General features: G+C 44.5%; 24 protein-coding genes. 7 read left to right on the forward strand and 17 right to left on the reverse strand.

The window, feature by feature from the left end; all coding sequences use genetic code 11:
* The first annotated feature begins 50 nt into the window (after window positions 1-50).
* Genes malQ through H9Q76_RS00145 form a run of 4 tightly spaced genes read left to right on the forward strand, consistent with a single transcriptional unit; the run spans window position 51 to window position 3,830 of the window.
* Entirely contained in the window at window positions 51-1,583 is a 1,533-nt protein-coding gene (malQ, locus tag H9Q76_RS00130) for a 4-alpha-glucanotransferase (protein ID WP_118734767.1), read from the forward strand.
* 11 nt (window positions 1,584-1,594) lie between these two features.
* Window positions 1,595-2,320, forward strand: a complete 726-nt coding sequence (locus H9Q76_RS00135; protein ID WP_118374543.1) for a lysophospholipid acyltransferase family protein — start codon at window positions 1,595-1,597, stop codon at window positions 2,318-2,320.
* A gap of 15 nt (window positions 2,321-2,335) precedes the next feature.
* A complete protein-coding gene (locus H9Q76_RS00140; RefSeq protein ID WP_118734766.1) occupies window positions 2,336-2,935 on the forward strand; it encodes a hypothetical protein in 600 nt (199 codons plus the stop codon).
* Window positions 2,922-3,830 (forward strand): CPBP family intramembrane glutamic endopeptidase, encoded by a 909-nt coding sequence (locus H9Q76_RS00145; RefSeq protein WP_249321335.1) that lies wholly within the window; start codon window positions 2,922-2,924, stop codon window positions 3,828-3,830. The genes H9Q76_RS00140 and H9Q76_RS00145 overlap by 14 nt, the downstream gene beginning before the upstream one ends.
* Window positions 3,831-3,906: 76 nt before the next feature.
* On the opposite strand, the gene H9Q76_RS00150 is transcribed toward H9Q76_RS00145, so the two are convergent.
* From H9Q76_RS00150 to H9Q76_RS00185, 8 genes are all read right to left on the reverse strand, one after another.
* Window positions 3,907-4,353, reverse strand: coding sequence for a DUF1934 domain-containing protein (locus H9Q76_RS00150; protein WP_249321336.1), 447 nt, complete (start codon window positions 4,351-4,353; stop codon window positions 3,907-3,909).
* Window positions 4,353-5,405, reverse strand: a complete 1,053-nt coding sequence (locus H9Q76_RS00155; RefSeq protein WP_249321337.1) for a D-alanine--D-alanine ligase family protein — start codon at window positions 5,403-5,405, stop codon at window positions 4,353-4,355. The genes H9Q76_RS00150 and H9Q76_RS00155 overlap by 1 nt, the downstream gene beginning before the upstream one ends.
* Window positions 5,406-5,717: 312 nt before the next feature.
* Entirely contained in the window at window positions 5,718-6,554 is an 837-nt protein-coding gene (locus tag H9Q76_RS00160) for a stage II sporulation protein R (protein ID WP_249321338.1), read from the reverse strand.
* 30 nt (window positions 6,555-6,584) lie between these two features.
* On the reverse strand, window positions 6,585-8,171 hold the full coding sequence (locus H9Q76_RS00165) for a GerAB/ArcD/ProY family transporter (protein ID WP_249321339.1): 1,587 nt from the start codon (window positions 8,169-8,171) through the stop codon (window positions 6,585-6,587).
* Complete coding sequence (locus H9Q76_RS00170; protein ID WP_249321340.1) at window positions 8,152-9,804, reverse strand: spore germination protein; 1,653 nt, start codon at window positions 9,802-9,804, stop codon at window positions 8,152-8,154. The genes H9Q76_RS00165 and H9Q76_RS00170 overlap by 20 nt, the downstream gene beginning before the upstream one ends.
* A 79-nt stretch (window positions 9,805-9,883) precedes the next feature.
* A complete protein-coding gene (locus tag H9Q76_RS00175; protein WP_117781146.1) occupies window positions 9,884-10,258 on the reverse strand; it encodes an FHA domain-containing protein in 375 nt (124 codons plus the stop codon).
* Between the two features lie 50 nt (window positions 10,259-10,308).
* Entirely contained in the window at window positions 10,309-10,743 is a 435-nt protein-coding gene (locus tag H9Q76_RS00180; protein WP_117781145.1) for a hypothetical protein, read from the reverse strand.
* Between the two features lie 32 nt (window positions 10,744-10,775).
* Entirely contained in the window at window positions 10,776-11,240 is a 465-nt protein-coding gene (locus H9Q76_RS00185; protein ID WP_117781144.1) for a hypothetical protein, read from the reverse strand.
* 209 nt (window positions 11,241-11,449) lie between these two features.
* Here H9Q76_RS00185 and H9Q76_RS00190 point away from each other — a divergent pair, with 209 nt between their 5' ends.
* The 3 genes from H9Q76_RS00190 to H9Q76_RS00200 all read left to right on the forward strand — a co-directional run bounded on the left by H9Q76_RS00190 (window position 11,450) and on the right by H9Q76_RS00200 (window position 14,829).
* Window positions 11,450-12,190, forward strand: a complete 741-nt coding sequence (locus H9Q76_RS00190) for a LytR/AlgR family response regulator transcription factor (protein WP_195541135.1) — start codon at window positions 11,450-11,452, stop codon at window positions 12,188-12,190.
* 8 nt (window positions 12,191-12,198) lie between these two features.
* Entirely contained in the window at window positions 12,199-13,512 is a 1,314-nt protein-coding gene (locus H9Q76_RS00195; protein ID WP_249321341.1) for a sensor histidine kinase, read from the forward strand.
* A 321-nt stretch (window positions 13,513-13,833) separates the two neighbouring features.
* Entirely contained in the window at window positions 13,834-14,829 is a 996-nt protein-coding gene (locus H9Q76_RS00200) for a PD-(D/E)XK nuclease family transposase (RefSeq protein ID WP_195541137.1), read from the forward strand.
* A gap of 65 nt (window positions 14,830-14,894) precedes the next feature.
* Here the strand turns inward: H9Q76_RS00200 and H9Q76_RS00205 are convergent, their stop codons facing one another.
* The 9 genes from H9Q76_RS00205 to H9Q76_RS00245 all read right to left on the reverse strand — a co-directional run bounded on the left by H9Q76_RS00205 (window position 14,895) and on the right by H9Q76_RS00245 (window position 24,091).
* Window positions 14,895-15,917, reverse strand: a complete 1,023-nt coding sequence (locus H9Q76_RS00205; RefSeq protein ID WP_195541138.1) for a hypothetical protein — start codon at window positions 15,915-15,917, stop codon at window positions 14,895-14,897.
* Between the two features lie 12 nt (window positions 15,918-15,929).
* Window positions 15,930-16,658 (reverse strand): hypothetical protein, encoded by a 729-nt coding sequence (locus tag H9Q76_RS00210; RefSeq protein ID WP_117781140.1) that lies wholly within the window; start codon window positions 16,656-16,658, stop codon window positions 15,930-15,932.
* A 105-nt stretch (window positions 16,659-16,763) separates the two neighbouring features.
* Entirely contained in the window at window positions 16,764-17,603 is an 840-nt protein-coding gene (locus H9Q76_RS00215) for a DUF6273 domain-containing protein (protein ID WP_249321342.1), read from the reverse strand.
* Window positions 17,604-17,697: 94 nt separating this feature from the next.
* Window positions 17,698-18,693: a hypothetical protein gene (locus tag H9Q76_RS00220; protein ID WP_249321343.1), complete on the reverse strand. Its 996-nt coding sequence runs from the start codon at window positions 18,691-18,693 to the stop codon at window positions 17,698-17,700.
* The gene (locus tag H9Q76_RS00225; protein WP_249321344.1) at window positions 18,690-19,517 is read right to left on the reverse strand and encodes a DUF6273 domain-containing protein; all 828 of its coding nucleotides are present in this window, start codon (window positions 19,515-19,517) and stop codon (window positions 18,690-18,692) included. Before H9Q76_RS00225 ends, H9Q76_RS00220 begins: the two co-directional genes overlap by 4 nt.
* Before the next feature lie 4 nt (window positions 19,518-19,521).
* A complete protein-coding gene (locus H9Q76_RS00230; RefSeq protein ID WP_118374671.1) occupies window positions 19,522-20,289 on the reverse strand; it encodes a hypothetical protein in 768 nt (255 codons plus the stop codon).
* Between the two features lie 344 nt (window positions 20,290-20,633).
* A complete protein-coding gene (locus tag H9Q76_RS00235; RefSeq protein WP_021984241.1) occupies window positions 20,634-21,302 on the reverse strand; it encodes a GntR family transcriptional regulator in 669 nt (222 codons plus the stop codon).
* Window positions 21,303-21,518: 216 nt separating this feature from the next.
* Window positions 21,519-22,385 (reverse strand): 4-(cytidine 5'-diphospho)-2-C-methyl-D-erythritol kinase, encoded by an 867-nt coding sequence (ispE, locus tag H9Q76_RS00240; protein WP_021984240.1) that lies wholly within the window; start codon window positions 22,383-22,385, stop codon window positions 21,519-21,521.
* Window positions 22,386-22,540: 155 nt separating this feature from the next.
* Window positions 22,541-24,091, reverse strand: a complete 1,551-nt coding sequence (locus H9Q76_RS00245; protein ID WP_117781638.1) for a DUF3794 and LysM peptidoglycan-binding domain-containing protein — start codon at window positions 24,089-24,091, stop codon at window positions 22,541-22,543.
* Window positions 24,092-24,098 lie beyond the last annotated feature (7 nt).

The raw sequence follows: 24,098 nt of genomic DNA on the forward strand, positions 1-24,098 counted from the left end.
AATGAAGTTTGGTTTAATAGGAGATACATAATTAGGAGGACAAGAATATTATGGCAGAAGAAGCTGGCGCAAGTAAAAAGCCAAAGAAATACACGGGGATCCTGCTTCATCCAACCTCACTTCCGGGGCCTTACGGCATCGGTGAGCTGGGTGCAAGCGCTTATAGATTTGTTGATTTTCTGGAACGTTCGGGATTGAACACATGGCAAGTACTGCCACTCGGACATACCGGATTTGGAGATTCTCCATATCAGCCTTTCTCCGCATTTGCGGGACAGCCGCTTATCATCAGTCTGGATCATCTGAAGGAGTTACATCTTCTTTACGACGAAGACTTCCGGGATATGCCGGCATGGAACGCAGAGCAGATCAATTATGGTGAGTTGATTGAGTTTAAGACAGGGCTTTTGAAGCTTGCTTATTCCCGTTTTCACGACGAATCTTTATCTGATGGTATCCATGACGATCCGGAGATGAAGCAGGCGTACGATAATTTCTGCGAGACATCTGTCTGGCTGAAGGATTACGCATTGTTCATGGCAGGCAAGGACTATCATCAGGGCATGCCTTGGTACATGTGGGAAGATAACCTGAAGAAACCAACCAAGAAGCAGAAGGAAACATGGGCGAAGAAGCTCGATACCGAGATGGGCTACTACAAGTTCATCCAGTTCTTATTCTATTATGAATGGACGACCTTGAAGAAATACGCAAACGATAAGGGCATTTCCATCGTGGGCGATATCCCGATCTTCATGGCTTGGGACAGTGTGGATGTATGGGCAAACCAGAGCCTGTTCCAATTAGATTCCAAGGGGTACCCAACCGTCGTTGCCGGAGTTCCACCGGATTATTTCTCAGCGACCGGACAGTTGTGGGGCAACCCGTTATACAACTGGAAGAAGCATACCGAGACCGGTTATGAGTGGTGGCTGAACCGTATTCGTTACCAGCTGACACTCTGTGATTTCCTGCGAATCGACCATTTCCGTGGTTTCGATAAATACTGGGCGATCCCTTATGGCGAAGAAACCGCCATCAACGGTAAATGGGTAGAAGCACCGGGTGTAAACTTCTTTACACAGCTTGAAGCAACCCTCGGTTATCATCTTCCGATTATCGCCGAAGATCTTGGTGAGATCGATGATTCGGTTATCGAGCTGCGCGACAAATTCGGTCTGCCTGGCATGAAGGTATTGCAGTTTGCATTTGAGAATCCGGAGGAAAATGATTTCCTTCCACACAACTTTGTTCGTAACTGTGTCTGCTATACAGGTACACACGATAACGATACAACCCTCGGCTGGTACAAGCACGCATATGAAGCTTCCAAAGACAAGTTGCGCCGCTACTTCTCAACCGATGGTTATGACATCTGCTGGATTATGATCCGTGCATGCTTTGGCTCTGTTGCTAACATGGCGATCGTGCCAATGCAGGATGTATTATGCTTAGATTCCTGGGCACGTATGAACACACCGGGTGTCGGCGAAGGAAACTGGGCATGGAGATACAAAGAAGACGCACTGACACGTGAACTTGAAGCAAGATTATATGAAACCTGTAAAATGTTTGGACGATAAGAGGTGTATCTATGAAGACATTGGGAGTTGGAATCGTATTGATGGTGGCACTGTTCTTCTGTCTGCCATACCATCTCTACATGAAACAATTATGGAAGAAAAATCCTGAGAAATCATGGGAAAAAGCACGCAGGTTTGTATCCGGCTTCTTCCGGTTTGAACTGAAACTGTCCGGATGCAAGGTGAACGTCATCGGAAAAGAAAATATACCGCAGGACGGACCGGTGTTATTCGTCGGCAACCACCGCAGTTATTTCGACATTCTGATCTATCATGAAGCAATCGGCAAGCCGCTTGGCTTCCTTGCGAAAAAAGAAATGGAAAAGATTCCGCTTCTCCCACTGTATATGCGGGATATCGGATGTCTGTTCTTAGACAGAGAAGATATCAAGCAGGGCTTATCCGTGATCAAGCAGGGAACGGAATACATGAAGCAGGGACATTCGATGGTCGTATTCCCAGAGGGAACCAGAAACCAGACCGACACACTTCTGCCATTTCGCGAGGGCGGATATAAGATGGCAGAGAAATCGAAATCCCCGATCGTTCCGGTATCGATCTGCCGTTCCGATCTGATGCTTGAATCTGCACCAAAGAAACGGATTCACAGCCATAGCGTAACGATTGAATTCGGAAAGCCGATCTATCCTTGTGAACTTCCTCCAAAGGAACGCAAGGAGCGATATGCAGAGTTTCCACAGCTTATACAGGATATGTATGATAAAAATAACATTTAGAGGAGGATTTGAACCATGCCTTGGTGGTTAATCATGATTATTGTCATCGTGGTAGCACTTGCGATCATGTTCGTGTTATACAGAGTCGGTGACAAATTACAGAAGAAACAGAGTGCACAGAGAGAACAGATGGTAGAGGCGGCACAGCCGATGAATATGTTGATCATCGACAAGAAAATGCTGCCAATGAAAGACGCCGGACTTCCAAAAATGGTGATGGAACAGACACCAAAGCGTTACCAGAAAGCAAAGCTTCCAATCGCAAAGGTCAAGGTTGGTCCACAGATTATGAACATGATCTGTGATGATGCAATCTTCGACGAGCTTCCAACCAGAGGCGAAGTAAAAGCGATGGTCAGCGGCATTTACATCATCAGTGTAAAGAGCGTCCGTGGCAAGAAGGTAGCTCAGGAAGAAGAAACTGGCAAGAAGAAAAAGGGCAACTGGCGTACACGTATGCGGAAACGTCAGGTTGAAATGCAGAAGCAATTGAACGCAGAAATGCTCGAGAAAGCAAAATCCAAGGGCAAGGCAAAAGACAAGCCTGTTGAGAAGTCCAAGGAAGAGCTTCGTCGGGAGAAAGAAAGAGCGAAAAAGATCAGTGACAAGATGTAAAAATCAACCGGCAAAATTGAAAGATATTATCGGTTCCTTTACACCGTTTCTGATTGCAGTATTGGCGCAGTATGTATTGAATTTCATCGATGTTGCAATTCTGTTCTTCAAGAATATGCGTTCCGATGAGAAATCAAACAGCGAAAATACGATTGGCAAGATCTTACAAATGGATTATAACCAGCCTATGAATCAGGCGTACCTCGTGCTTGCACAGCATATTGTATTTCTGATTTGTTTCGGGGTCTGGTATTACCGCATATTTTATCGGGGAAATATCGTTTCCACAGACGAATCTTTCGAAGATAATACAAAAGGACGCATGAAAAATATTTTTTCATGCGTCTGTTCTATACGGACTCCATTTTTATTGCTTGCTGGTGTTGCAATTCAGATCATGGTGGACGGAATCCTGAATCTGGTAAGTCCCCTCTTCCCGGATACCTTTGCAGCCTACTATGAACTTGTATCCAAGACGGTCGGTGTGAACCGTGCAGTCCCGATGATGATCGCGACCTTTGTAATCGCCCCGATCGGCGAAGAATTGTTCTTCCGCGGAGTGATCATGGGCTATGCGAAGCGCTACATGCCATCGGCTTTCGCAATCCTGTTTCAGGGTGTACTTTTCGGGTTGTATCACGGAAACATTGTACAGGGCATCTATGCATGCATCTTAGGATGTCTGCTTGGATTTGTGGCTTACAAAGCGAACACGCTCCTCGCAAGCATGATCCTGCATTTCAGTATCAATCTGAGTGTACTATTCATTCCATCCGTATGGTTTGAGGAAACGGTACGATGCAGTATCATCACGGCTGGCGCGTTGGTGCTTACAGTGCTGTTCGTATGGCTGGCGATGAGAAAGAAGAAAGAAACGAAAAATACAGAAAAATAAAAGAACCGGATGGATTTACATGTTTGTTGTAATCCATCCGGTTTTCTATGCTTACTTAATCATCTGTATGGCATACCTAATCCGCTAAATTATGTACATGCACCTTCATCTTCCGTTCCATCGGCAGTTCATTTCCCATCTCCATGGTATATTGCAATGCAAGACGCAGGGAAAACTCCTCTGCCAGAACGGCCGCCTCATAATCGATACCCTCTGCCGTGTGCAGGAAATGCTTCGTCTGCAGGGTCACCGGAATCGAGCCATAGCCGGTCGCATATTTCGTATGATGCGTTAAGCCATGCTCATATACAAAGTCCGAATTCAGCTCGCCGCTCCGTGTCACACGGAGCCGGTTGTCGGAGAAAATCATCGTACAGCGTGTCTTGTGTCCATCGCCGGACACATCCTCCACGTAGGTAAGCTTCATTCCCTGTTCGGTCATGCTTGCCAGCGCAGTTGCCTGCGAGCGCATCACTTCGCCGGTCTCCACATCTACATTTTCAAACTCAATGACTGCTTTCATTATGGACGTTCCTTTGCCATCTCGATCAAAGTCTCTACCAGACTCTCAATCGAATATCCCTTATCCTTCCAGAGCATTGGATACATACTGATGGATGTAAAGCCCGGTAATGTGTTGATCTCGTTAAATACAACCTCGTTCGTATCCTTCTCCAAGAAGAAGTCTACACGGGAAAGACCGAATCCATCCAGCGCATTGAAGATTGCAACCGCATCCTTCTGCACTTCTGCCTCTTTTCCGTCCGGAAGATCAGCACCAATTACAGTCTTAGACTCTACATTGTTGTACTTTGCATCGAAATCGTAGAATTCTGCTGCCGCAAGAATCTCGCCCACGCGGGATGCCTTTGTATTTTTACCATAACCAAGGACAGCGCACTCAATCTCTCGACCGACGATCGTCTCCTCAACCAGAATCTTATAATCATGCTTTGCAGCTTCCTTCAGGGCAACAACCAACGCTGCACGGTCATCTGCCTTGGAAACACCCTTGGAAGAACCTGCCTTGGAAGGCTTTACAAATACCGGATAAGAAAGCTTTGCTTCGACGCGGGCTGTCACCTCGTCGATATCCTCCAATTGTTCTGCCAGCACCGGCACATAAACAGCCTGACGAATTCCAAGTGTATCAACGACCAGCTTAGTATAGAACTTATCCATAGATGCAGCAGAAGCGAACACACCACATCCGACATATGGGATATCCGCCATCTCAAACAATCCCTGAATCGTTCCATCCTCACCATACATGCCATGCAGTACCGGGAAGATCACATCAATCGGCTGCACCTTCATCATATCGTCCTGCGAAATGATAAGTCCGCCCTTTGTATCCGGGGAAATAATTGCAGAAACAGGACTTTCCTTCCAGCTTCCGTCCTCAATGCCTGCGATATCTTCTACAAGCTTCCACTCACCGTCTTTTGTAATTCCGATCAGGAACATATTGTATTTCTCAAGATCTACTGCTTTGGCAATTGTAACAACTGACACGCAGGATACTTCATGCTCGGATGAGCGGCCGCCAAATATAACTGCTAGATTCTTTTTCATGGTTTTTGCCTTTCTTTATGTAATGGTTTTATTCCGCAATTTACGAGGTTCTAATTTATTCTCCGAGTTGGACGATAATACAAAATTCTACGCAGACGCGCTCTCGCTCAGAGAAACACATAACGGTACTAAATTCGCTGCACCAGCCAGATAGCTGGCACAGCTTATTAAGTACCGATGTGTTTATATGGTCTGCTTAAGAATTTGTATTATCTTTCAACTCGATATACATTTCTTCTCGTAAATTGCTATAAACAAACTAACTTTATATAGTATTCAAAATATGAATACATTATGTTTTATTATAACAACTTAGAAGGTATCCTGCAACCATTCAAGAATCTTTAACTTTACTTTGATATCACCGGGCTTTATGTCCCGCTTCACGAATAATTTCTCGTAACTTTCTTCGTCGAGTGCCTGTGCGATTTTCTCTGCATCTGCCGAATCGACAACTGCCCCCGCGTCCATCGTGTAGCACATCATCGGATACAGCATGCACCAGAAGTTCTCGCCTTTTGCCTCACCGATATCTATACGCAGTGCCCGGTAGGTTCCTGCAGGAAGCACCAGTTCCCCATATTCCCGAATCGGGAATTCCTCTCTCGTAATATATGCTTTTACATCGTAATGATAGCCTGCCTCCTCGACAACTGCACGCGCAGTGTTGCGGATTTTCGATAAATTCTGCGCCAGATACAAGATTGCTTCACTGTCATTTTCTGCTTTCTGCAGATCTTCCGCAAGCAAAGCAAGCACTGCATCCCGCACCTCATATTTCAGAGCAAGATCTGTCTCACTGTCACTGTTTGCGCGCACATGGAACCGCACCACGACATCTTCCGGGCTTTTTAGCGCATCCTCATAGACATCCGCACAGATACCGCTTTTTTCTGCAACATCATCCACATCGCCTGACAGACTCTCTGTTTTACCGCTATCTCCAAACACAGCTTCAAGATCTGCCTGATCTTCATCGCTAATTTTCTGACCTGCAAATAGCATTTTCATATTTCCCTCGCGAAACAGACTGACGACATCACGGACACTCCCACCTCCTGCAATGTGCAGCACACTCGTAAGTAAGATCCCACCACATACTCCAAGCAGGATTCCGACCATCGCTCCTTTTAGAATCTTATACCCCATAACGAACTCCTCCATCGAAAGTTGATTTCGTTACAAGCTTTCCCTTCCGTAAGCAGCTTTAATCATTTCCCGCAAAATATATTTTGCGCCATCCGTTTCCATCATGACCGGAATTGATTTCGAGATTCCCGACCGGTGCCCAAGCTCCAGCAAGAGCGGATGTATCTCCTGCCCCGTCATATCTGCCGCGATCTGCTTCATATGCCCGAAATCCAACTGCCGCTCGTTCTCTCTCTGGTACAGATCTGCTGCCATCGCAAGACTGTCCGCCTGCACATGGTAGAGCGTCTGATTGATGCTGTTTTCCCCTTCGTACCCGGCGATATCTGCAATCACAAATGTAAACTGATATCCGTCCTTCGCAGTTTCCACCTGCATTTCCTGCACATAATCCCGGTGCTCCAACGTTTCCTTTTTCTGTTCTATCGCAGTAAAATCATTTTGCACAAATTGTCTGCCAAGCTTTTCATCTCCGATCAATACACTGCCGATTGCAGCTAACACAGTCAGACAGACAAAACAGATTCCCCATTTCACGCGTTTTTTCGTCTTTACCCACATGACGATCAACGGAAATACAATGCCGATCGCAAGGTCTGCATACAGGAAATACCGCATGCCATATTTTACGGCCGATTCAAACTGCATTCCATACGCAAACAGACACGCACCCGCGAACATCACCACAAATGTCACAACACGTCCACTTTTCTGCTTCACTTCACACAGCGAATACAGGAAGTCCCGAGTCTGATGCAGATAGCCGCTCACAACTGCAAACACACCGATAATCCAAAATGCCATCACCGGATAGTCAAGCCGCGCCACCGCCCCGCCAGGAAAAGAAGCCGCTTCCATTACATTGAACGATGCCGTCGTGTCGCTTGCCGTCCAGCCATAGCCAAGGATTGCCACGATGAACAGATACGCAAATACAATGGCAAATAAAATCCAGACAAGCAGCCAGATTCCCCCCATTCGGTCTTTCTCCTTCACGCATGGGCAACTGTAGAGCTGCAATTCCAACGGCGACAATGCCAGAAGGATTGCATATGCGCCCTTGAACACGCCCGATACCTCCGACTGTGATGTGATTCCCTGCATGATTGCGCCGATATCAATATTCGATACCGAGAACACAACGATCAATATGAGTGGTACGACCATCCACCCAAACAAAAATTCAAACATCCGTGCGCGTCCTTCCATCGACTTGGACGCACCATACAATGTGATTCCAAGAAATGGCAGGAAGATCCACCATACGGAGAAGCTTTGCAACAAATAGCGTTGCAAAATCATGGAGAAAAAGACCGCGATAAGCGTCGCACGCAGCAGATACCGTAAGGCATACAGCACGTCCAATATACCGGCAGTCCATCCCATATGATTCCGAATCGCATTGATATAACCGCATGGAACAAAGTCCGCAAGATACAGCATCAACGCGCCATAGAGCACGACAAATGCGAGCCCGACCACCAGTGCCAGCACATGATATTTGCCCGCAAGTGACAATGTGATATACGGAATCATCATCATACTGATCGTGACACATTCGAGATAGCTCATGCGAAACCATTGCCGTTTGGAGATTTTACCGTCCGCCAGATTCATGATTTTTTTCCTCCTTCTCTGTTGACTTCGTCACATGGGGTTTCAGCCCGGGTATCGCCCCCTCACTCTGTTCGGCGGCAGGTCGGCTGAAACCATTCGTAGCATGTGACTTCGTCACATGGGGTTTCAGCCTCATACGTTCCTCCTCGCGCGCAAAGATTGGGCGTTTCCGCATCCACGAGATCGGTGCCCGCAGCACAAAATCCTGATTTGCATAGGCGCGCTTGCCACTTCCGGCGACAATCGGATACATATATGGGATGCCGAAGCTCATCAGTCCGGACAGATGCACCGCAATCACCAAAAGCGCTAGAATATATCCATACAAGCCCCAGATGGCAGACGGAATAATCACGAAAAATTTGAGCAGGCGGAACACCGATGCGAACTCTTCATTCGGAATCGCAAAGCTTGCAATCGCAGTCAGCGCTACAACGATCACAACCATCGTACTCACGATGCCCGCCTCCACTGCCGACTGTCCGACGATCAAGCCGCCGACAATCCCGATCGTATTGCCAAGCGGTCCCGGCAGACGGATCCCCGCTTCGCGCAAAAGCTCAAACAGAAACTCCATCAGTAGCACTTCCGCAATCACAGGAAAGGTGACCATACTCCGTGCTGACGCGATCGCATACAGAAGCTTTGTCGGAAGAATATCACTGTGATACACGGTAATCGCGATATAAAGTCCGGGCAGGGACACCGCCAGAAATGCCGCGATATACCGGATGATCCGTGCAAATGTCCCGACCGCCCAGCGATTGTAATAATCATCGGATGTCTGCAACAGCATGTTCAAATTACACGGTGCCAGAATCACCTCCGGCGAATTGTCAAATACGATTGCCACTCTGCCTTCCGTAATCCCTGCTGCCACCTTATCCGGTCTGGTCGTCGACTGAAACGTTGGAAACGGAGAATACCAATTTTCCATCAAATGCTGCGCCATCCCACTATCATAGATGGCATCAATATCATAGTGATGCATGTCCTCCCGCACGCGCTTAACCAGCTCCTCCGACGCTACATCTGCCAGATACACAAGCGCATAGTCCGTCCGTGTGCGCTCCCCAATCGTATCCTGCTCCACGCGCAATTTTGCATCCTTGATCCGCCGCCGGATCAACGCGGTACTCTGCCGGAACCCCTCATTAAAGCTGTCCTTCGGTCCGCGCATGCCCGCTTCCGTATCATTTTCAGAGATTCCTCTAAGTGGTAATTTCTTCGACGATACGATCATTGACCTCGCATAACCATCAATGAAGATCGCCGTATCACCCTTCAGAATCGAACCGACGGTTTTATCAAAGGAAGTTTCCTCCTTGATATCCGCCGTCTGAACCTCCTGATATAAGATGCTGTCCCAGACATCCTTCGCCGAGTTTCCACGCCATTCGTACGAAAGCGGCTTCAGGATCGTCTCCTCGATCATGCCGTTATTCGTCAAGCCATCGATATATACAACATGCATATACACCATGCCCTCCGCCCGCTCCATCGCGAAAGACTTCTGCACTACATCCCCACAGTTTTCAAACAGGATGCCGAGCACCTTTTTATTCTCAGCTAAGCTCTGCCGCAGAGGCACCTTGAGCTTATTGTTATCATCATACAGATCTTTTAAGTCCATAAAAAGCCTCCAAACTATACATAAGTTAGTATGTATGGTTTAGAGGTTTTTATGCAGAACCGCATGTGCCGTTGCTGTGTCAAAATAAACATGTTCCCGTAATTAACAGAATATCCAATATTGACATACTTAAGATTTCATTTTTAGGTCCTAGTACGACGGCTAAAGGTAGACCGTTTGTTAACCCTTTAGATAGACATAAAAAATCAGGAGTTACTACATAAGATACAGTAAAAGAATCATCTGCAAGTGTTATTACATCTCCCTCATGCAATTCATACACCATGCCGGTCTGAATTGAATATCCATTAATTTTCGTTCCATTTGCACTTTGAAGATCTTCTACACCATAATTTTCATTTTTCATATGATGAAATTTACCAAGTATATACGCATCTTTACTAATGCAAAAATACTCCTTTTCATTTAAAAGTATTATATTTTGGGTATACATAATCCCTATCCTATCTACAGACACTTTACTTTAATCATTTGATTTATTGATCATTTCATTCCACAATTACATATAAATATATGATCTGAGTTTTTCATTCCGCAATTATTACAGGTCCATGTTCCAACAGAAGGATTTGCTGTTGCTGTTTGAGCACTTGCCCGCAAAGGTTTTGGCGTTCCACAGGAACAGGTTGTCATATATCTGTCGTTCATCTTATTACACTGTGGACACACCCACACCCTTCCTGTAGAGATATCACTCTTCAGCGCACGCACCTTATCCGCCGCTACCATACGTTGTATCTCTATTTCATCAAACTCAGGCTCTCTGGGTTTTATAAACAATGTAACAATATATGCAAGTCCTCCAAACAAAAATCCGAGTACATACCAAGCGGATGATTCCCTTCGCTTCTTTTCCATCGCAGCTCCACATATATACGCCCACACAAAAGCCCATATCAATACAAAAATAATTCTCATTTTTTATTTTCCTCCCCTTCTTCTAAAGTTTTTTATTGTGTCGAGCATTCATCATTTTGCGACTTTTTCATACCGCACTTGCATATATATACATGTCCGGAGTTTTCCGCTCCGCAATTTTTACATATCCACGTCTCAACAATAGGTTTTGTGACTTTTTGAGATACTACCTTATGAGGTTTTCTCGTTCCACACGAACAAGTGTATATTTTGGCATCATTAACTTTCCTACATAAAGGGCACGCCCATACTCTTCCTAATTCAATGTCGCTTTTCATGACACGTACTTGATCTGCCTGTACAATTCTCTTAATTTCTGCTTTATCGACTTCTTCCGTATTGTCCTTTATGAAAAATATGACTATACGAGTCCAAACGCCAAATATAAATCCAAGCACATACCATGCTGTTGGATCATACCCCTTTCTTTCCATTGCCGCTCCACATTCAAAAGCAAAAAAAACTCCTGAAATAACATATAACGTTATTGTTACCATTGACGTCCTCGCTCCTCTATTTCTTTAATTTTTTCAAATGCTGCACCCGCTTTTATAGTACTTGGACGCATTTCGTATTCAACCCCCATGTCGATTTTTGCAGATTGAGATGCAGTTTTTGCACAGGAACATCTTTTTTTCCAAAATATATATGATAAAATAGAACAAGTATTTTATTAAATTGAGTTATTAAAAGGAGACTCCAAGCTATGTATCATATTGTTATTTGTGATGATGATACTTTATTTATAGATCATATGAAATGTTTATTGCTTCGCGCAGGACTACCATCAGAAACCTGCAAATTCTACAGCTACCTCTCAGCAAGTGAATTCGAAGCAGACTTTCCAAATTTCTATACGATTGATTTACTGATCTTAGATATCCAACTTCCAGATGTAAATGGAACGGTATTTGCTAAATCTTTTCGCGAGAAATTCCCAAGCTCCACACTGGTTTTCTGTTCCGGGAAGCAGTCGCCAACACCAGAGTCTTTTGAGTCTGAACCATACCGCTATCTGCTTAAAGCATGGTCTGATGAACATATGGTAGAGAAGCTCACACATGTTATAGCGCATATTCAGACCGAGAAAACAGAGCCTTTTATCCATGCCGGATGGTACAGCACACAACTGAAGCTCCCTGCCTCCGAGATTATGTATATCGCACGCGGACGTGGCTGTTCTAAGATTTATGTATCTAAGAAAAGCCCCTATTATACTTACAATGACAAGATCTTATGCAAAAGTTCTCTGAGTGATCTGCATGCATTACTGCATGATTTTTATTTTGCATATGCGCATAACAGTTACTTAGTAAATCTCCAGCATGTAACATACCTGAATAAAACCGAACTGACACTTTCGGATAATAGCATGCTGACGATCTCTCGTTCCAGACAAAAAGAGTTTCAGGCAATGTTCTTCCGTTATATGAAATCACAGGATTAGGAGGCAGTATGGATTATATTATCTTGTTGTTTAGTTGCATTGCAGAATACCTCATATTTTCGGACTTTTTTGATGCCTTTTTAAGCATTCGTCCAAACTTTCAACCAATTTGGAACCGTATTTTGATAGCGATTCCTTTCATCGGCATTTATTTTGGTATCAACACATTGCAGATTTCGTATCTGAATATGCTTTCTTTCATTTGCCTGTTACTTCTTTACTCTTTTCTTTATGAAGCAAGCTTGAAAGAACGACTGCTGTATATCGTATTTTTGTGTGCGATTTTCTTCGGCTGCGAATTTTTATTTGCAGTTTTATTGAATCTGCCTGCATACCTTTTTCATTCCAGCAGTGTTGCGAATCTGTCCACGATTCCTTGGCAGATATTTACTTTGAAGCTCCTGACCTATCTGATCTGCTGCCTGTATAAGCAGACCTCTGTCAAATCTGCTGCCCGCATGGATCGAAAGATTTTCGCATGCTATTTGTGTATTCCAATTGCATGCATTGCAATGATGCTGCTCACATATTATTCTGGTCTGGACTTCGCATCATCTCCACGCATGCGGATATTGCTCTGCGTATTTTTTGCGATCATGCAGTTTGGCAATATTCTGATCTTCCGCGCATTCCAGAGATACACGGAACAGCTCAATCACAACCTGCAGAACAACCTGATTATCTCCGATCAGTCGCTTCGACTGAGTTATTATCAGAAGATACTCACGATGGATGAACATTTGCAGGAACTGGTGCACGATACGACCCATTACATGAAAGCCATCCGCATACTGCTTGATGATGGACATCCAGATCAGGCACTTGCACTCATTTCCGAATTGGATACAAAGTTAGATACAACCATCCTTACGCACTATTCCAAAAATGATATTCTGAATGCGATTTTAACTGAGAAAAGTGAACTTGCCCAATCGCAGAATATCCAGATGTCGATCGATGTACTCCCGGATATTACGTTTGCCGAATTACCGTCCGCGGACATAATATCCATTCTGTCAAATCTGCTTGATAACGCCATTGAAGCATGTCTGGCGCGCGATAATTCTCGTGTTGTACAACTGACTATTACAAAGAAAAATGAAAATAACTTCTATGTGATTATCGTGAAAAATACCTATGACAAAGCACCAGTTTTACGTGATGGACAATTCGTCTCTACCAAGACGGACACGAAGCTACACGGCATCGGCACCAAAAGTATCCGGCATGCCGTGGAGAACAATCATGGTTTTGTCAATTACTCTATCGAAGAAGGATTCTTCGTGGCGACTGTGGTATTACCAATAGCATTAAACGTGTAGGTTCCTTAAATGCTACAATTAGTTGCATTTCTAAAAATCTCTTTACAATCTGCTGTAATTCATGATACAGTTTCTTTGTTGTCGAGAAGCGCTCGTTCATAGCGTAGTTCGGTAACAGTCTATTAATTTATATTTTTATCTTCGATTCTTCGAATACTAATCATTACCCTTTTTGCGCACAAATTTTAATTATTACTCATTAACAACTTTAATTTCATGCACACATCTATTTTTTAGGAGGAACCGCTTATGACGAATGAAACAATAACCACAGACACACAGAATACATTCTATCAGACCGTAAACGAACTCGAAGAAGCTATGAAAACACAAAACCTATATTCAGAATATATCACACTTGACGAAACATGGAAAAAACGCTTCGCTGATTACATGACGGGAAAGAAAACAATGCCACTTACTTACGATCCATTCTTCAAATGTATGTTTCACCCGGACAGACATCCTGATTGGTTGTCAAATCTGCTCAGTGCCATTTTGGGTGAATCCGTCGTTGTGGAACGGCTTTTGCCATCGGAAAATACAGCCATCTCCATTGATTCCCTGCTAATCATGGATATCGTTGTCCGATTAAGTAATGGCTCACTTGCAAATGTCGAAATTCAGAAGATTCCATATATGTTCACTGCTGAACGCATTTCCTGTTACTCTTCTGACTTGTTGCTTCGTGAATACACACGCCTAAAAGAGAACAAAAAATTTATGTATTCTGACATGAAAAAAGTATACACCATTATTCTATATGAAAAAACAGGCGCTGATTTTAAAAATCCGCTATTGCATGGTGCTTATATCCATCACGGTAAAACACGATTTAACACCGAACTCACGTTGGAACTCCTGCAGGAATATTTTCTGATTGCACTTGATGTATTCTGTCAAAACGGATATACTGATGATAAGAATCTAGATACACGGGAAACCATTGATTCAAATATGAATGATTTGGAAGGCTGGCTTTCTATCCTGACCGCAGAGACAATCGCGGATGTGGAGCGCGTGATCAGACGCTATCCGTGGAGCGAAACGATATTCCGTGAAATAAGTACATATGTTAATAAACCTGAGGAGGTGATTCACATGTTTTCAGAAGCGTTAAAAATTGCAGATAAAAATACAGTGAAATACATGATTGAAGAACTGCAGGATGAATTACAACTGGCTGAAAAAAAGCAAAAACAGGAAGCGGAATTGCGAAAGCAAGAGGAAGAAAAACGAAAGCAGGCTGAAGATGAATTACAGCGATCAAAAGAAGAAATTGCGCAGTTGAAAGCATTGTTAGCTAAAAAGCAATAATCCAGAATGGCACCGTTTTATGACGGTGCCATTTTATATCAAATAATTATTTCGTATTCTCAGCTTCACCGATACACAATCGTCTCCTGTGTCTCCCCGGTATTCCGGTTCCAGATTACCCGCATATCCACACCATCTTCATAATTGCCCGGTCCCAGATCATAGATAATGAAATCATCACTCACCACCAACGATTTTATGCTCTTATTCTCATCCGGGTTAATCGTAAACAGTTCGACTTCCGACTCACCATCGAACGATCTGTATTTTATGCAGACGCCATCATCCACGCTCTGTGCATAAAAGGCATCTCCTTTATAAACATTCAGGCAATACACGTCAGACGCAATCTTCTCCAATTCCTTTTCCTCTTCATTCCAAACCTTTAATTGATGATCCAATAAAACTATCGCATTGTCTGATAGTTCATATCTGCTTCCATAAATAACGCCCTCATATAAATCAAAAAGTTCCGTATCTACATTGAGCAAGTGCCGCATACGTCCAACCTCTATCGGCTGACTCCAATCCCATTTATCCAGATTCAGACAGTAGTATTGGCGCGCTTTTTGAAGCACCAGATGATGATCCCGGATTCCAAATGCCAGCGAACCTTCACCCATATTCTCATAAATGATCTGTGCACGGGTTCCTTCTTTGTCGATACGATAGATTCGATTTCCTATCTGAATATAGAAATACTCATTATAATAATAGAGCTTTGAACGGACAGAATAATAGATTGCATCCCCATAATCAAATGTATAAAATTCCTCATATGTACCATCAGGAGAGAGACGATAAATTACATTGTTCCCGCATTTTTTCAACTCATCTACATGGTCATAGTTTCCAATGTTCACCCGGCTTTTATAGAAATACACATAGCCATCTACAACCAATGCCTCATTTGCATAATTTCCACTTTGCAGATCGATTTCCTGATTAACCCCGGAAAACGGATTTTCAAACAACCGGTTCTTTGCCTTTTGTTCAGAATGATGCTTGTAAAACACTCTGCCGCCAATTGTACAGACAACAAGAATAATTGCAAATATAATTATCTTTTGTTTCCTGCTTAAAGACATCCCTTTCTCCCTTCAATCTATCGTCATCCAAATCCGATCACATACTTTTCCCTCCATTCCGGTATAGGTGTCGCAGAATGAAAAGATAATCGTGCAGGTTCCATATTCATAGTAAAGTTCCTTCATTGAACTAATCTCTTTTTCTTCATCTGGTTTTCCCATCGCTGCAAGTATCTCCTCATACGTGCTCGTCTGACTGAGTCCATTGCACAACATAAATTGCTCATCGAACCATATCGTATGAATCGGACAATTCACAGCGGCTGTCTCCTTCGTGCCTGTATTGATTACCGATACATCAAACTCACTCTTAAAATCACGCGCCTCCATCTTGCAGATCGCTGTCTCATATGCCTTATATCCATCTATCATCAGAGAGGCTGGTTTTCCCAACATGATCTTCGCATCACTTTCATTCATGCTGTACCCTGCATCATACAGATCTGACGTTGTACACGGAAATGTCATAACCTTCCCGGCAATCGCAAATTCCATACTGGATACATCCTTCGTCGTAAATGGAATGTCCGCATAAGCAACCGGCGCTTTCTCTTTTCGAAGGCTTACCTTCTCCGATGCCTCAGGATCTGTCAGAAACCAAACGACAAAGCCAATTACTCCAAGTATGATCACAACCATGATCACTTCTCTGATCGTACGCTTTACCTGCCTTTTCTTCTTTGCCTGCAAGTCCTGCATGAACTGCTCATAGACTTCGTCTCTTTCGGTATTCTCTTCCATTGTTATTTCCTCCCATGTTTACCGGTACGAGATTGTTTGCTGTATCTCTCCGATATGCCGGTTCCAGATCACCCGCGTATCAACAGCTTCTTGCTACCTTTGACACTAATCACCCACGTTTACCCACATCACAGGTCGAACGCCGTTATAAGAATCTGGATAGTCCTGATCCCATTTTCCCTCGTATCCAATCACAAAAATCGTGTAATTCTTCATACCCGTTGACCGCAGCATCCACGATAACCGCTCCGTACCATCAGGCAGATGCCGGGAATATGGATACATCGCTGGAAGCTCCTCGATTATAAGATCTGTAAATATCGCTTTCCGCTTCTGCAAAACTGCCCTCGATGGTCTTCGTCCAAGGATAGATGCATCCGTTAAGCGATTCCCATAATATTGCTCCGCTTCCTTCCAGCTCAGCAGGAATATTTTATCTTTTGTATCCGGTCTGCTCTCCCGTACCTGTACATCCCCGGATGGGTCTACATGCGCAGCAAATCCCACCGTAGACGGATTCTCCAACGTTGTCTCCCGTATACTTGCCTGCTCTGTCTCGTCAAATGCCTCTGCATAGAACTCCTGATTCAGCCATGTCCGTATCTCGGAATCCTCCCATATCACACATTTACGGCTATCCGAAAATCGCTGATAGGCGATCACATCATACGATATCAGCAACACTGCATCCCCATCCTTATCCAGCACATCCCAGCAGATCGGGTCCTCTGTCTCTGCATCTCCATCCTGTTCATACGTTCCCATCTGCACAATATCTCCAATTTCTGCATCTTTCAGTGTCACTGTTTCCAATGCTTCTGTCGTAGCAGGTTCTGGTTCCTCTGTATTGGATTCCTCCGTAATTACCTCGGTTGACTCCGCCTGTTTTACACACCCACTTAATAAAAGCATTGCAAATGCGAGCATGATATACCATTTTTTCATTCTCTATAACTCCTCATACCGAACCTGTCTACGTCTGTTCATTCTCTGATTTCTTCATTCCACAGTTGCAGATAAATATATGATCTGAGTCCTCTTATTTGTAACTAATAGATTTCCATTTCCCTGTATGCCGGTTCCATATTATACGTACATCCACATTCTCTCCATATTCATAATTTTGACCATACTCTGACGATCCAAGATCATAGATGATAAAATCCTCGCTGACGGCCAACGATAATATCCTCAATTTCCCATCCGGATTCACCGTGAGCAAATCTTCTTCCTCATCTGACGTCAAAGATTTGTATTTTATCGTGTACGCATGATTCTCAGCATTTTCCTGCACATAATAGACGGCATCCTGATAGATATTTATGCATTCAATATCTGTCTCTTCTTCTATTGCTGCATTCGCATCCTGCAGCCGCTTCGGAGAATGCTTGGTAACACCACTGATCATCCAATTATAAAAAGTATCTGCGTCCAGCGCATACACATATTTCAAAACACGCATCTGATCAAAGTCGATAGGCGTGCTCCAGTCCCATTTACGCATATCCAGATAACGCACTTCATTATGATTTGCCAGCAGCAGATAATGCTCCCGGATTCCAAACATCCGAAAAATACCATTGCCACCGGTATTTTCATAGATAACCTGCGCACTGCTTCCATCCTTTGTTATACGATACACCCGCTGACCAATCATGATATAGAAATGCTCATCATAATAATAAAGCTTGGAATTCACGTCATAATAGAGGGCATCTTCATCTTCAAATTCGTAAAACTCCTCATACGTTCCATCCGGGGAAAGACGATATATGACGTTATTTCCACATTTCTCTAATTTTTCTTTTTTATCATAATTTCCCAGCTCCACGACACTTCTGTACAGATATACATAGCCATCCACAACCAGCGCATCCGCCTTGTAGTTTCCATATTGATATTCAATCTCTTTGTTATTGTCGAAGAAAAAGATATCCGCATGGTTTTTCTGAAATACGATAACCACCACCAGCAACCATGCGAGTAAAACGATACTTACGACTGTAATAAGAACATATAGTTTTATTTTTTTCATTCCTGTAACGCTTGCCCCTCTCCGTTTTCATCACCTACATCGATCCACATAGCCGGACGAACACCCTGATAGTAATCTGCCATACATTGTGAATAATACCCGTCCCCTCGAATAATGGAGATTTGATTCTGTGACTTTCCAGTTGACCGCAACATCCACGAAATCCCTTCCGATACATCTGGAACACTTGTCACGAATGGTACTTTTTCACGCACGCGCTGTTGCTCTATCTCTTCGTAGCGCTGTAAAACAGCCTTGCTTGGTTTGCATAAAAGTGCTTCTGCTTTTGGTAATTTGTGTCCATAATACCGCTCGATTTCCTTCCAGCTCAGCAGGAATATCCGATCCGTCGTATCCCCCCTTGACTCCCAGATTGACTCATCTGCTCCTGTGACATATCCTGCAATACTCGGATTCTCCAATACCGATTCCTTGATACACGCCTGTGTTTCCTTATCAAATGCGTCCGTATAAAACTCCTCATTCAGCCACGTTCGTATCTGGGAATCCTCCCATATCACACAATTGTAGCTGTCAGAAAACCGCTGATAGTCAATCACGTCATGCGAGATAATCAATATTGAATCCCCGTCCTTGTCCAATACATCCCAATAGATCGGGTCCTCTGTCTCCGTATCCCCGTCCTGCTCATAGGTTCCCATCTGCACGATATCACCAACTTCTGCACGTTTAAGCTCGACCGTCTCCAATACTTCTGCTTCCACTGCAGCGACCGTTGTCGCCTCTGTGGATTCTGTGCTTTGCTGTGCACACCCGCTGAGCAGGCACAGAATCACGAATCCCAATACACCTGTTTTTTTCATACCTTTATTTTTCTGCCTCATACCGCTCCTTGAAATATGCAAGCAGCTCCTTATAATCCTGCATAGAATGATAGAAGCGAACCGTGTCTGTATATTCACTGCCATTCCATTTATATGCATACGTAACTACGAAACAGGCACCCGGATTCTTGAACTTCAGAATCTTCTCAACCGGCAAAGCCACCTGCTCAAAGGTACCGTTCTCGATCATCTCCTGAAAAACCGGCTTCTCCTGAATACGCTTCAACAGGAAATCCTTATGCTGAATCATCTTGATTGCTTTCTGCTCCATGTCTCGGCTACCCATTGCCTGTCCGACATGTGTTACACTTACCCCCTGCGCCTGGACAGTGTGAACTCTATATGCACCCAGTCCGGTTGCTCCCAGAAAAGCATCCTTATTCAAATGTACAACATACGCATGTTTCGCATTATCAATCAACACCGCATGTAACACATCGGTATATGTAATAAGCTTTCTCTTATAATTTGTCTTGTAGATCAGACAGCAAATCAGCACGACAAAGCTTACGACTCCCAGTATCGTGTTTACCTTTCCATCCTCATAGTCGCCAGTCACTGTCATCCATGCAGTATACAGAAGTCCGCCAATCGATGCCAGCAACAGCACCAGCCATGTCAGAAATCCCGGAACTGACATATTCCGTATCGTTCTCGGTGGATAGCTGTACAGCTTCATATCCTGTGCGCTCGCAGGTGTCTCCCATTTTCTCTGATCCCAATTCACATCAAATAGTTTTTCTTCGCTCATCCCGTTACCTCTTTCCAATGTTTTTTTCATTCTACCGTCTGCATAACATTTTTTCGATTCATTTTCCGCGAATCGAAGATTTTTTCCGTTAACCCCAAGTTTTGCATGATTCCCTGTTCATTACAATTCATCTGTCCGTTTTTGCATAATCAGATGCAATTTTTGCATGAATCAAGTTAAATTTTTCAACAGCCGATTAAAATGATTATATACTATATTTTGTCGCTATACAATAACGCAAATATATTTTGTGGAAATATATTTATGTGAACACACTTTCTGCATGATGACTGATTGCGCAAAAAAAGAGGTGCTCTGCACCTCTCTCTTGTTTTCCTGTTTACTTATGCTTCCTTCTGCAAATTCCGTATCACGATCTGCTCCTGATTATAAATATGTTCCTTCATAATCTTCTGTGCTGTCTCTACGTCGCCCTTCAAAATCGCCTCTGTAATCTGATCATGCTCCCGGATCAGATTCTCATGATACGAAAAATCTTTTACATATTCAAACCGGTATCGGTACACCTGCTCGCGCAGATTCATCGCGATCGTAATCAGCTTCTGGTTCTTCGATGCCCGGTAAATCGTGTTGTGGAAACGCTCATCGCCCTCCACGATTGCCTGTACATTCTTCGATTTCACTGCTTCGCGAAATGCAACACACGCCTGTTTTATCTCTGTTTTATCATTCTCATCCAACCGCTCGCAGGCAAGCTTGACCGACAATGAATCAATTGCCATTCGAACCTCCAAGGCATCTTTTAAGTCACGCACTGTAATCTTCGCAACCTCCGCACCTTTCCGCGGAATCATAACAACCAGACCTTCCAGCTCCAGCATCCGGATTGCCTCACGTACCGGTGTCCGGCTGACACCAAGCTTGTTCGCCAGCGTCACTTCCATCAGACGCTCTCCCGGCTGCAATTCTCCCTGTATGATTGCCTTGCGTAATGTATGAAATACAACCTCCCGAAGTGGAAGATACTCATCGATATTCATATCCAACTTCATATCTGCTACCTCCTTACCTTCCTGTCAAAACTTTTATCCATTCCGATTTTCATTACCTTCTTCGTTCCCCATATACATCAAAATAAATTCAACGTGTATACAATATACATTACTATGCATAGACAAATATTTCAAGCATATTTTTTATTTCTACCAGAGTATTTTTCTCAAAAGGTATGATTATTTCTCACGATTCTGCAAAAATCTCAGCCAACTCTAACACGGCTGTGTCACATATACCTCGGAAAGTCCGTACTGCTGCCGGATTTTCTCTGCCGCCTGCTCTGCAGTCGCTTTCTCTGTATATAAACCAAACACCGTCGGTCCGCTGCCGCTCATGATCGCATTTTCGGCACCAGACTCTTTCATTGTCTGTTTGATCTCCTCGATCTGCGGGTAAAGCTTCGTTGTGACTGTCTCCAAGACATTTTCCATGCGGCTTGCCACACCGGACAGATCTCCCTGCTTCAGCGCGTCCACCATACCCGCAACATCCGGGTGGTGCTGCAGCTCGTTCGCATGCAGGTTCTCATATACCATCTTCGTGCTGACCGATATCGTCGGTTTCGCCACAACGACAAAACAATCCGGCAACGGTGCCACCTCTGTCAGCACCTCGCCGATACCTTCGGAAAGCGCGGTTTTTGCCATAATACAATACGGCACATCCGCCCCCAGTTTCACACCGAGCTTCATCAATTCCTGATCACTGACGTCCAGTCCATACAACTCTCGCATCGCATGAAATGCCGCGGCGCAATCCGTACTGCCACCTGCCATACCGGCTTCGACCGGGATTCGTTTCACCAGCTCCACATGGACATGCCCGGTCAGATGATACGTTTCCCCCATCAGTGCGATTGCTTTGTAGATAAGATTACGCGCATCACACGGCACGAATGCCTTATCACACGCCAGTGTGATTGTCAGCGTATCCGCTTCCTCCACCGTAAATGTCAATGTATCATATAAGCTTAGATTCTGCATGATCATGCAGACATCATGATAACCATCCTCGCGTCTGCGCAAAACATCCAATGCCAGATTCACCTTTGCATATGCATTTCTCGTTAACGTTTTCATCCTTGAAAGCCTCCCGTTACAAACAATCTGTTTTTATTATACCAACGCAAGCGTTACTTCACAATCTATTTATTTTCTCATAACGGCAGAAATCCATGCCGCATCTGCAACATGGATTTCCGTGATTTTCTATTTACTTTATATTATAGGAAGATCTAAGATTTCACGATCAGCAGCCGGTCACCCTCTGATACATAATCGGACTCCAGATTGTTCAACTGCTTGATGGCATCAATGGATGCATAGTATTTTTTTGCGATACTCCACATGCTGTCGCCCTTCTGCACGACATACCCGACGATACCCGGCTGTGCCGCCTTCTTCGCCTCATCAATCGGCAGGATCTGCAGATCCGTCATCGCCTGACTCTCACCCTTTGCAAAGACGGAGATGTTCAGGTTGATCTGTGCCTTAATCTCGATTTCTTCACTATTTAATAACGACGCAGTAAGCTGGTCGATGCACGGATGGATACGCACCGAGTCCTCCTGCACGAGCGGTACCGTATCCGCCGTATACGAAAATGGAATCTCCACCTCGACACTGCTCATCGGATCATCTCCGGTCGCAATATACAGCACACAGCATTTTACAACGCCTGTGATCTCTGCCCCATTTTCCCCGACAACAACATCATCAATATCGACATCGCCATACACATGACAGATCTGCAGCAGCTTCGCCTTATCTCCACCGATCTGTTTTCTGGCAGACACCTTCGCCTTCGCTGCATTGCGCAGCAGCAGGTTCTCATAATCCATCACCTCAAACTGCGGTACAAGCTCCGCGCTCGGCGAATACACATCGGACAGCATCCGGCATGAACAGTCCTCATACAACTTGATATTCATATCAATATTATAGTCACAGCCAAACACGCGATCCTCACCATCCGCATCCTGCCGGATTGTGATCTCCCCCTTGCCAAGCACATAATCGACATCCAGCACCATGCCCTCTGCTGCACCACTGCAAGGCACCTCACGATAGAGCGACCGCACCGAGAAAATGGACTGTACCGGGAGCCGTTCCTCGCCCCCTTTATATAAGATGAAGATTTCGATTTCTCCACGCACCAGAAGCTTCTCATCCCCCGCCTTCGTCTCCATGTTCCGAAGTGCGACACATTGCCACAAAATCTCCTGGATATTCGGTTTGTTCTGCGGGATTTCCAGCTCCTCCCGCACCTTCAGGACATCGCGCTTGGCGAGCACGACCTGACTATATGTAACATCGCGATACTGACAGGCAACGCCTTCCCCCTGCTCAATCCCTGTCGCCGCATCGATGCACATCTCTTCATACACATTAACACTTGTTCCAATCAGTCCGCGAACCTCCAGCTTGCGCGAATTGATCATGCTCACCGTCAGATCCTCCAACTGACTGTGGCAATCCACCTGACTAGAGGAAGACACGCCATCGCAGTTGACAACATCCTCAAATGGAATCTCACTCTGGAACTGGCACAGCCGCGGGATATCGCCCCCGGTACGATACAGCACACGCACGCAGACCGATCCGGTGATCCGCACTTTTCCATCCTCCGGAATCATGGACTCCAACAGAATATGACCTTCCTTGGCAACGATTTTTTCCATATCGCCTTTACTATCCGGAATCGTAAAATCATCATCGACTGTTATCTGTGAATATTTGGACTGCGTCAACACGCTTGTATGTATTTCCTTCTTCGAAAATTCCATAGCTCCC

The organism is Wujia chipingensis, assembly GCF_014337155.1.
GTDB classification, from domain to species: domain Bacteria; phylum Bacillota; class Clostridia; order Lachnospirales; family Lachnospiraceae; genus Coprococcus_C; species Coprococcus_C hominis.

Coding starts and splice junctions, on each gene's coding strand:
- malQ (WP_118734767.1), top strand. CDS start 51: ATGGCAGAAGAAGCTGGCGCAAGTAAAAAGCCAAAGAAATACACGGGG.
- H9Q76_RS00135 (WP_118374543.1), top strand. CDS start 1,595: ATGAAGACATTGGGAGTTGGAATCGTATTGATGGTGGCACTGTTCTTC.
- H9Q76_RS00140 (WP_118734766.1), top strand. CDS start 2,336: ATGCCTTGGTGGTTAATCATGATTATTGTCATCGTGGTAGCACTTGCG.
- H9Q76_RS00150 (WP_249321336.1), bottom strand. CDS start 4,353: ATGAAAGCAGTCATTGAGTTTGAAAATGTAGATGTGGAGACCGGCGAA.
- H9Q76_RS00155 (WP_249321337.1), bottom strand. CDS start 5,405: ATGAAAAAGAATCTAGCAGTTATATTTGGCGGCCGCTCATCCGAGCAT.
- H9Q76_RS00160 (WP_249321338.1), bottom strand. CDS start 6,554: ATGGGGTATAAGATTCTAAAAGGAGCGATGGTCGGAATCCTGCTTGGA.
- H9Q76_RS00165 (WP_249321339.1), bottom strand. CDS start 8,171: ATGAATCTGGCGGACGGTAAAATCTCCAAACGGCAATGGTTTCGCATG.
- H9Q76_RS00170 (WP_249321340.1), bottom strand. CDS start 9,804: ATGGACTTAAAAGATCTGTATGATGATAACAATAAGCTCAAGGTGCCT.
- H9Q76_RS00175 (WP_117781146.1), bottom strand. CDS start 10,258: ATGTATACCCAAAATATAATACTTTTAAATGAAAAGGAGTATTTTTGC.
- H9Q76_RS00180 (WP_117781145.1), bottom strand. CDS start 10,743: ATGAGAATTATTTTTGTATTGATATGGGCTTTTGTGTGGGCGTATATA.
- H9Q76_RS00185 (WP_117781144.1), bottom strand. CDS start 11,240: ATGGTAACAATAACGTTATATGTTATTTCAGGAGTTTTTTTTGCTTTT.
- H9Q76_RS00190 (WP_195541135.1), top strand. CDS start 11,450: ATGTATCATATTGTTATTTGTGATGATGATACTTTATTTATAGATCAT.
- H9Q76_RS00195 (WP_249321341.1), top strand. CDS start 12,199: ATGGATTATATTATCTTGTTGTTTAGTTGCATTGCAGAATACCTCATA.
- H9Q76_RS00200 (WP_195541137.1), top strand. CDS start 13,834: ATGAAAACACAAAACCTATATTCAGAATATATCACACTTGACGAAACA.
- H9Q76_RS00205 (WP_195541138.1), bottom strand. CDS start 15,917: ATGTCTTTAAGCAGGAAACAAAAGATAATTATATTTGCAATTATTCTT.
- H9Q76_RS00210 (WP_117781140.1), bottom strand. CDS start 16,658: ATGGAAGAGAATACCGAAAGAGACGAAGTCTATGAGCAGTTCATGCAG.
- H9Q76_RS00215 (WP_249321342.1), bottom strand. CDS start 17,603: ATGAAAAAATGGTATATCATGCTCGCATTTGCAATGCTTTTATTAAGT.
- H9Q76_RS00220 (WP_249321343.1), bottom strand. CDS start 18,693: ATGAAAAAAATAAAACTATATGTTCTTATTACAGTCGTAAGTATCGTT.
- H9Q76_RS00225 (WP_249321344.1), bottom strand. CDS start 19,517: ATGAAAAAAACAGGTGTATTGGGATTCGTGATTCTGTGCCTGCTCAGC.
- H9Q76_RS00230 (WP_118374671.1), bottom strand. CDS start 20,289: ATGAGCGAAGAAAAACTATTTGATGTGAATTGGGATCAGAGAAAATGG.
- H9Q76_RS00235 (WP_021984241.1), bottom strand. CDS start 21,302: ATGAAGTTGGATATGAATATCGATGAGTATCTTCCACTTCGGGAGGTT.
- ispE (WP_021984240.1), bottom strand. CDS start 22,385: ATGAAAACGTTAACGAGAAATGCATATGCAAAGGTGAATCTGGCATTG.
- H9Q76_RS00245 (WP_117781638.1), bottom strand. CDS start 24,091: ATGGAATTTTCGAAGAAGGAAATACATACAAGCGTGTTGACGCAGTCC.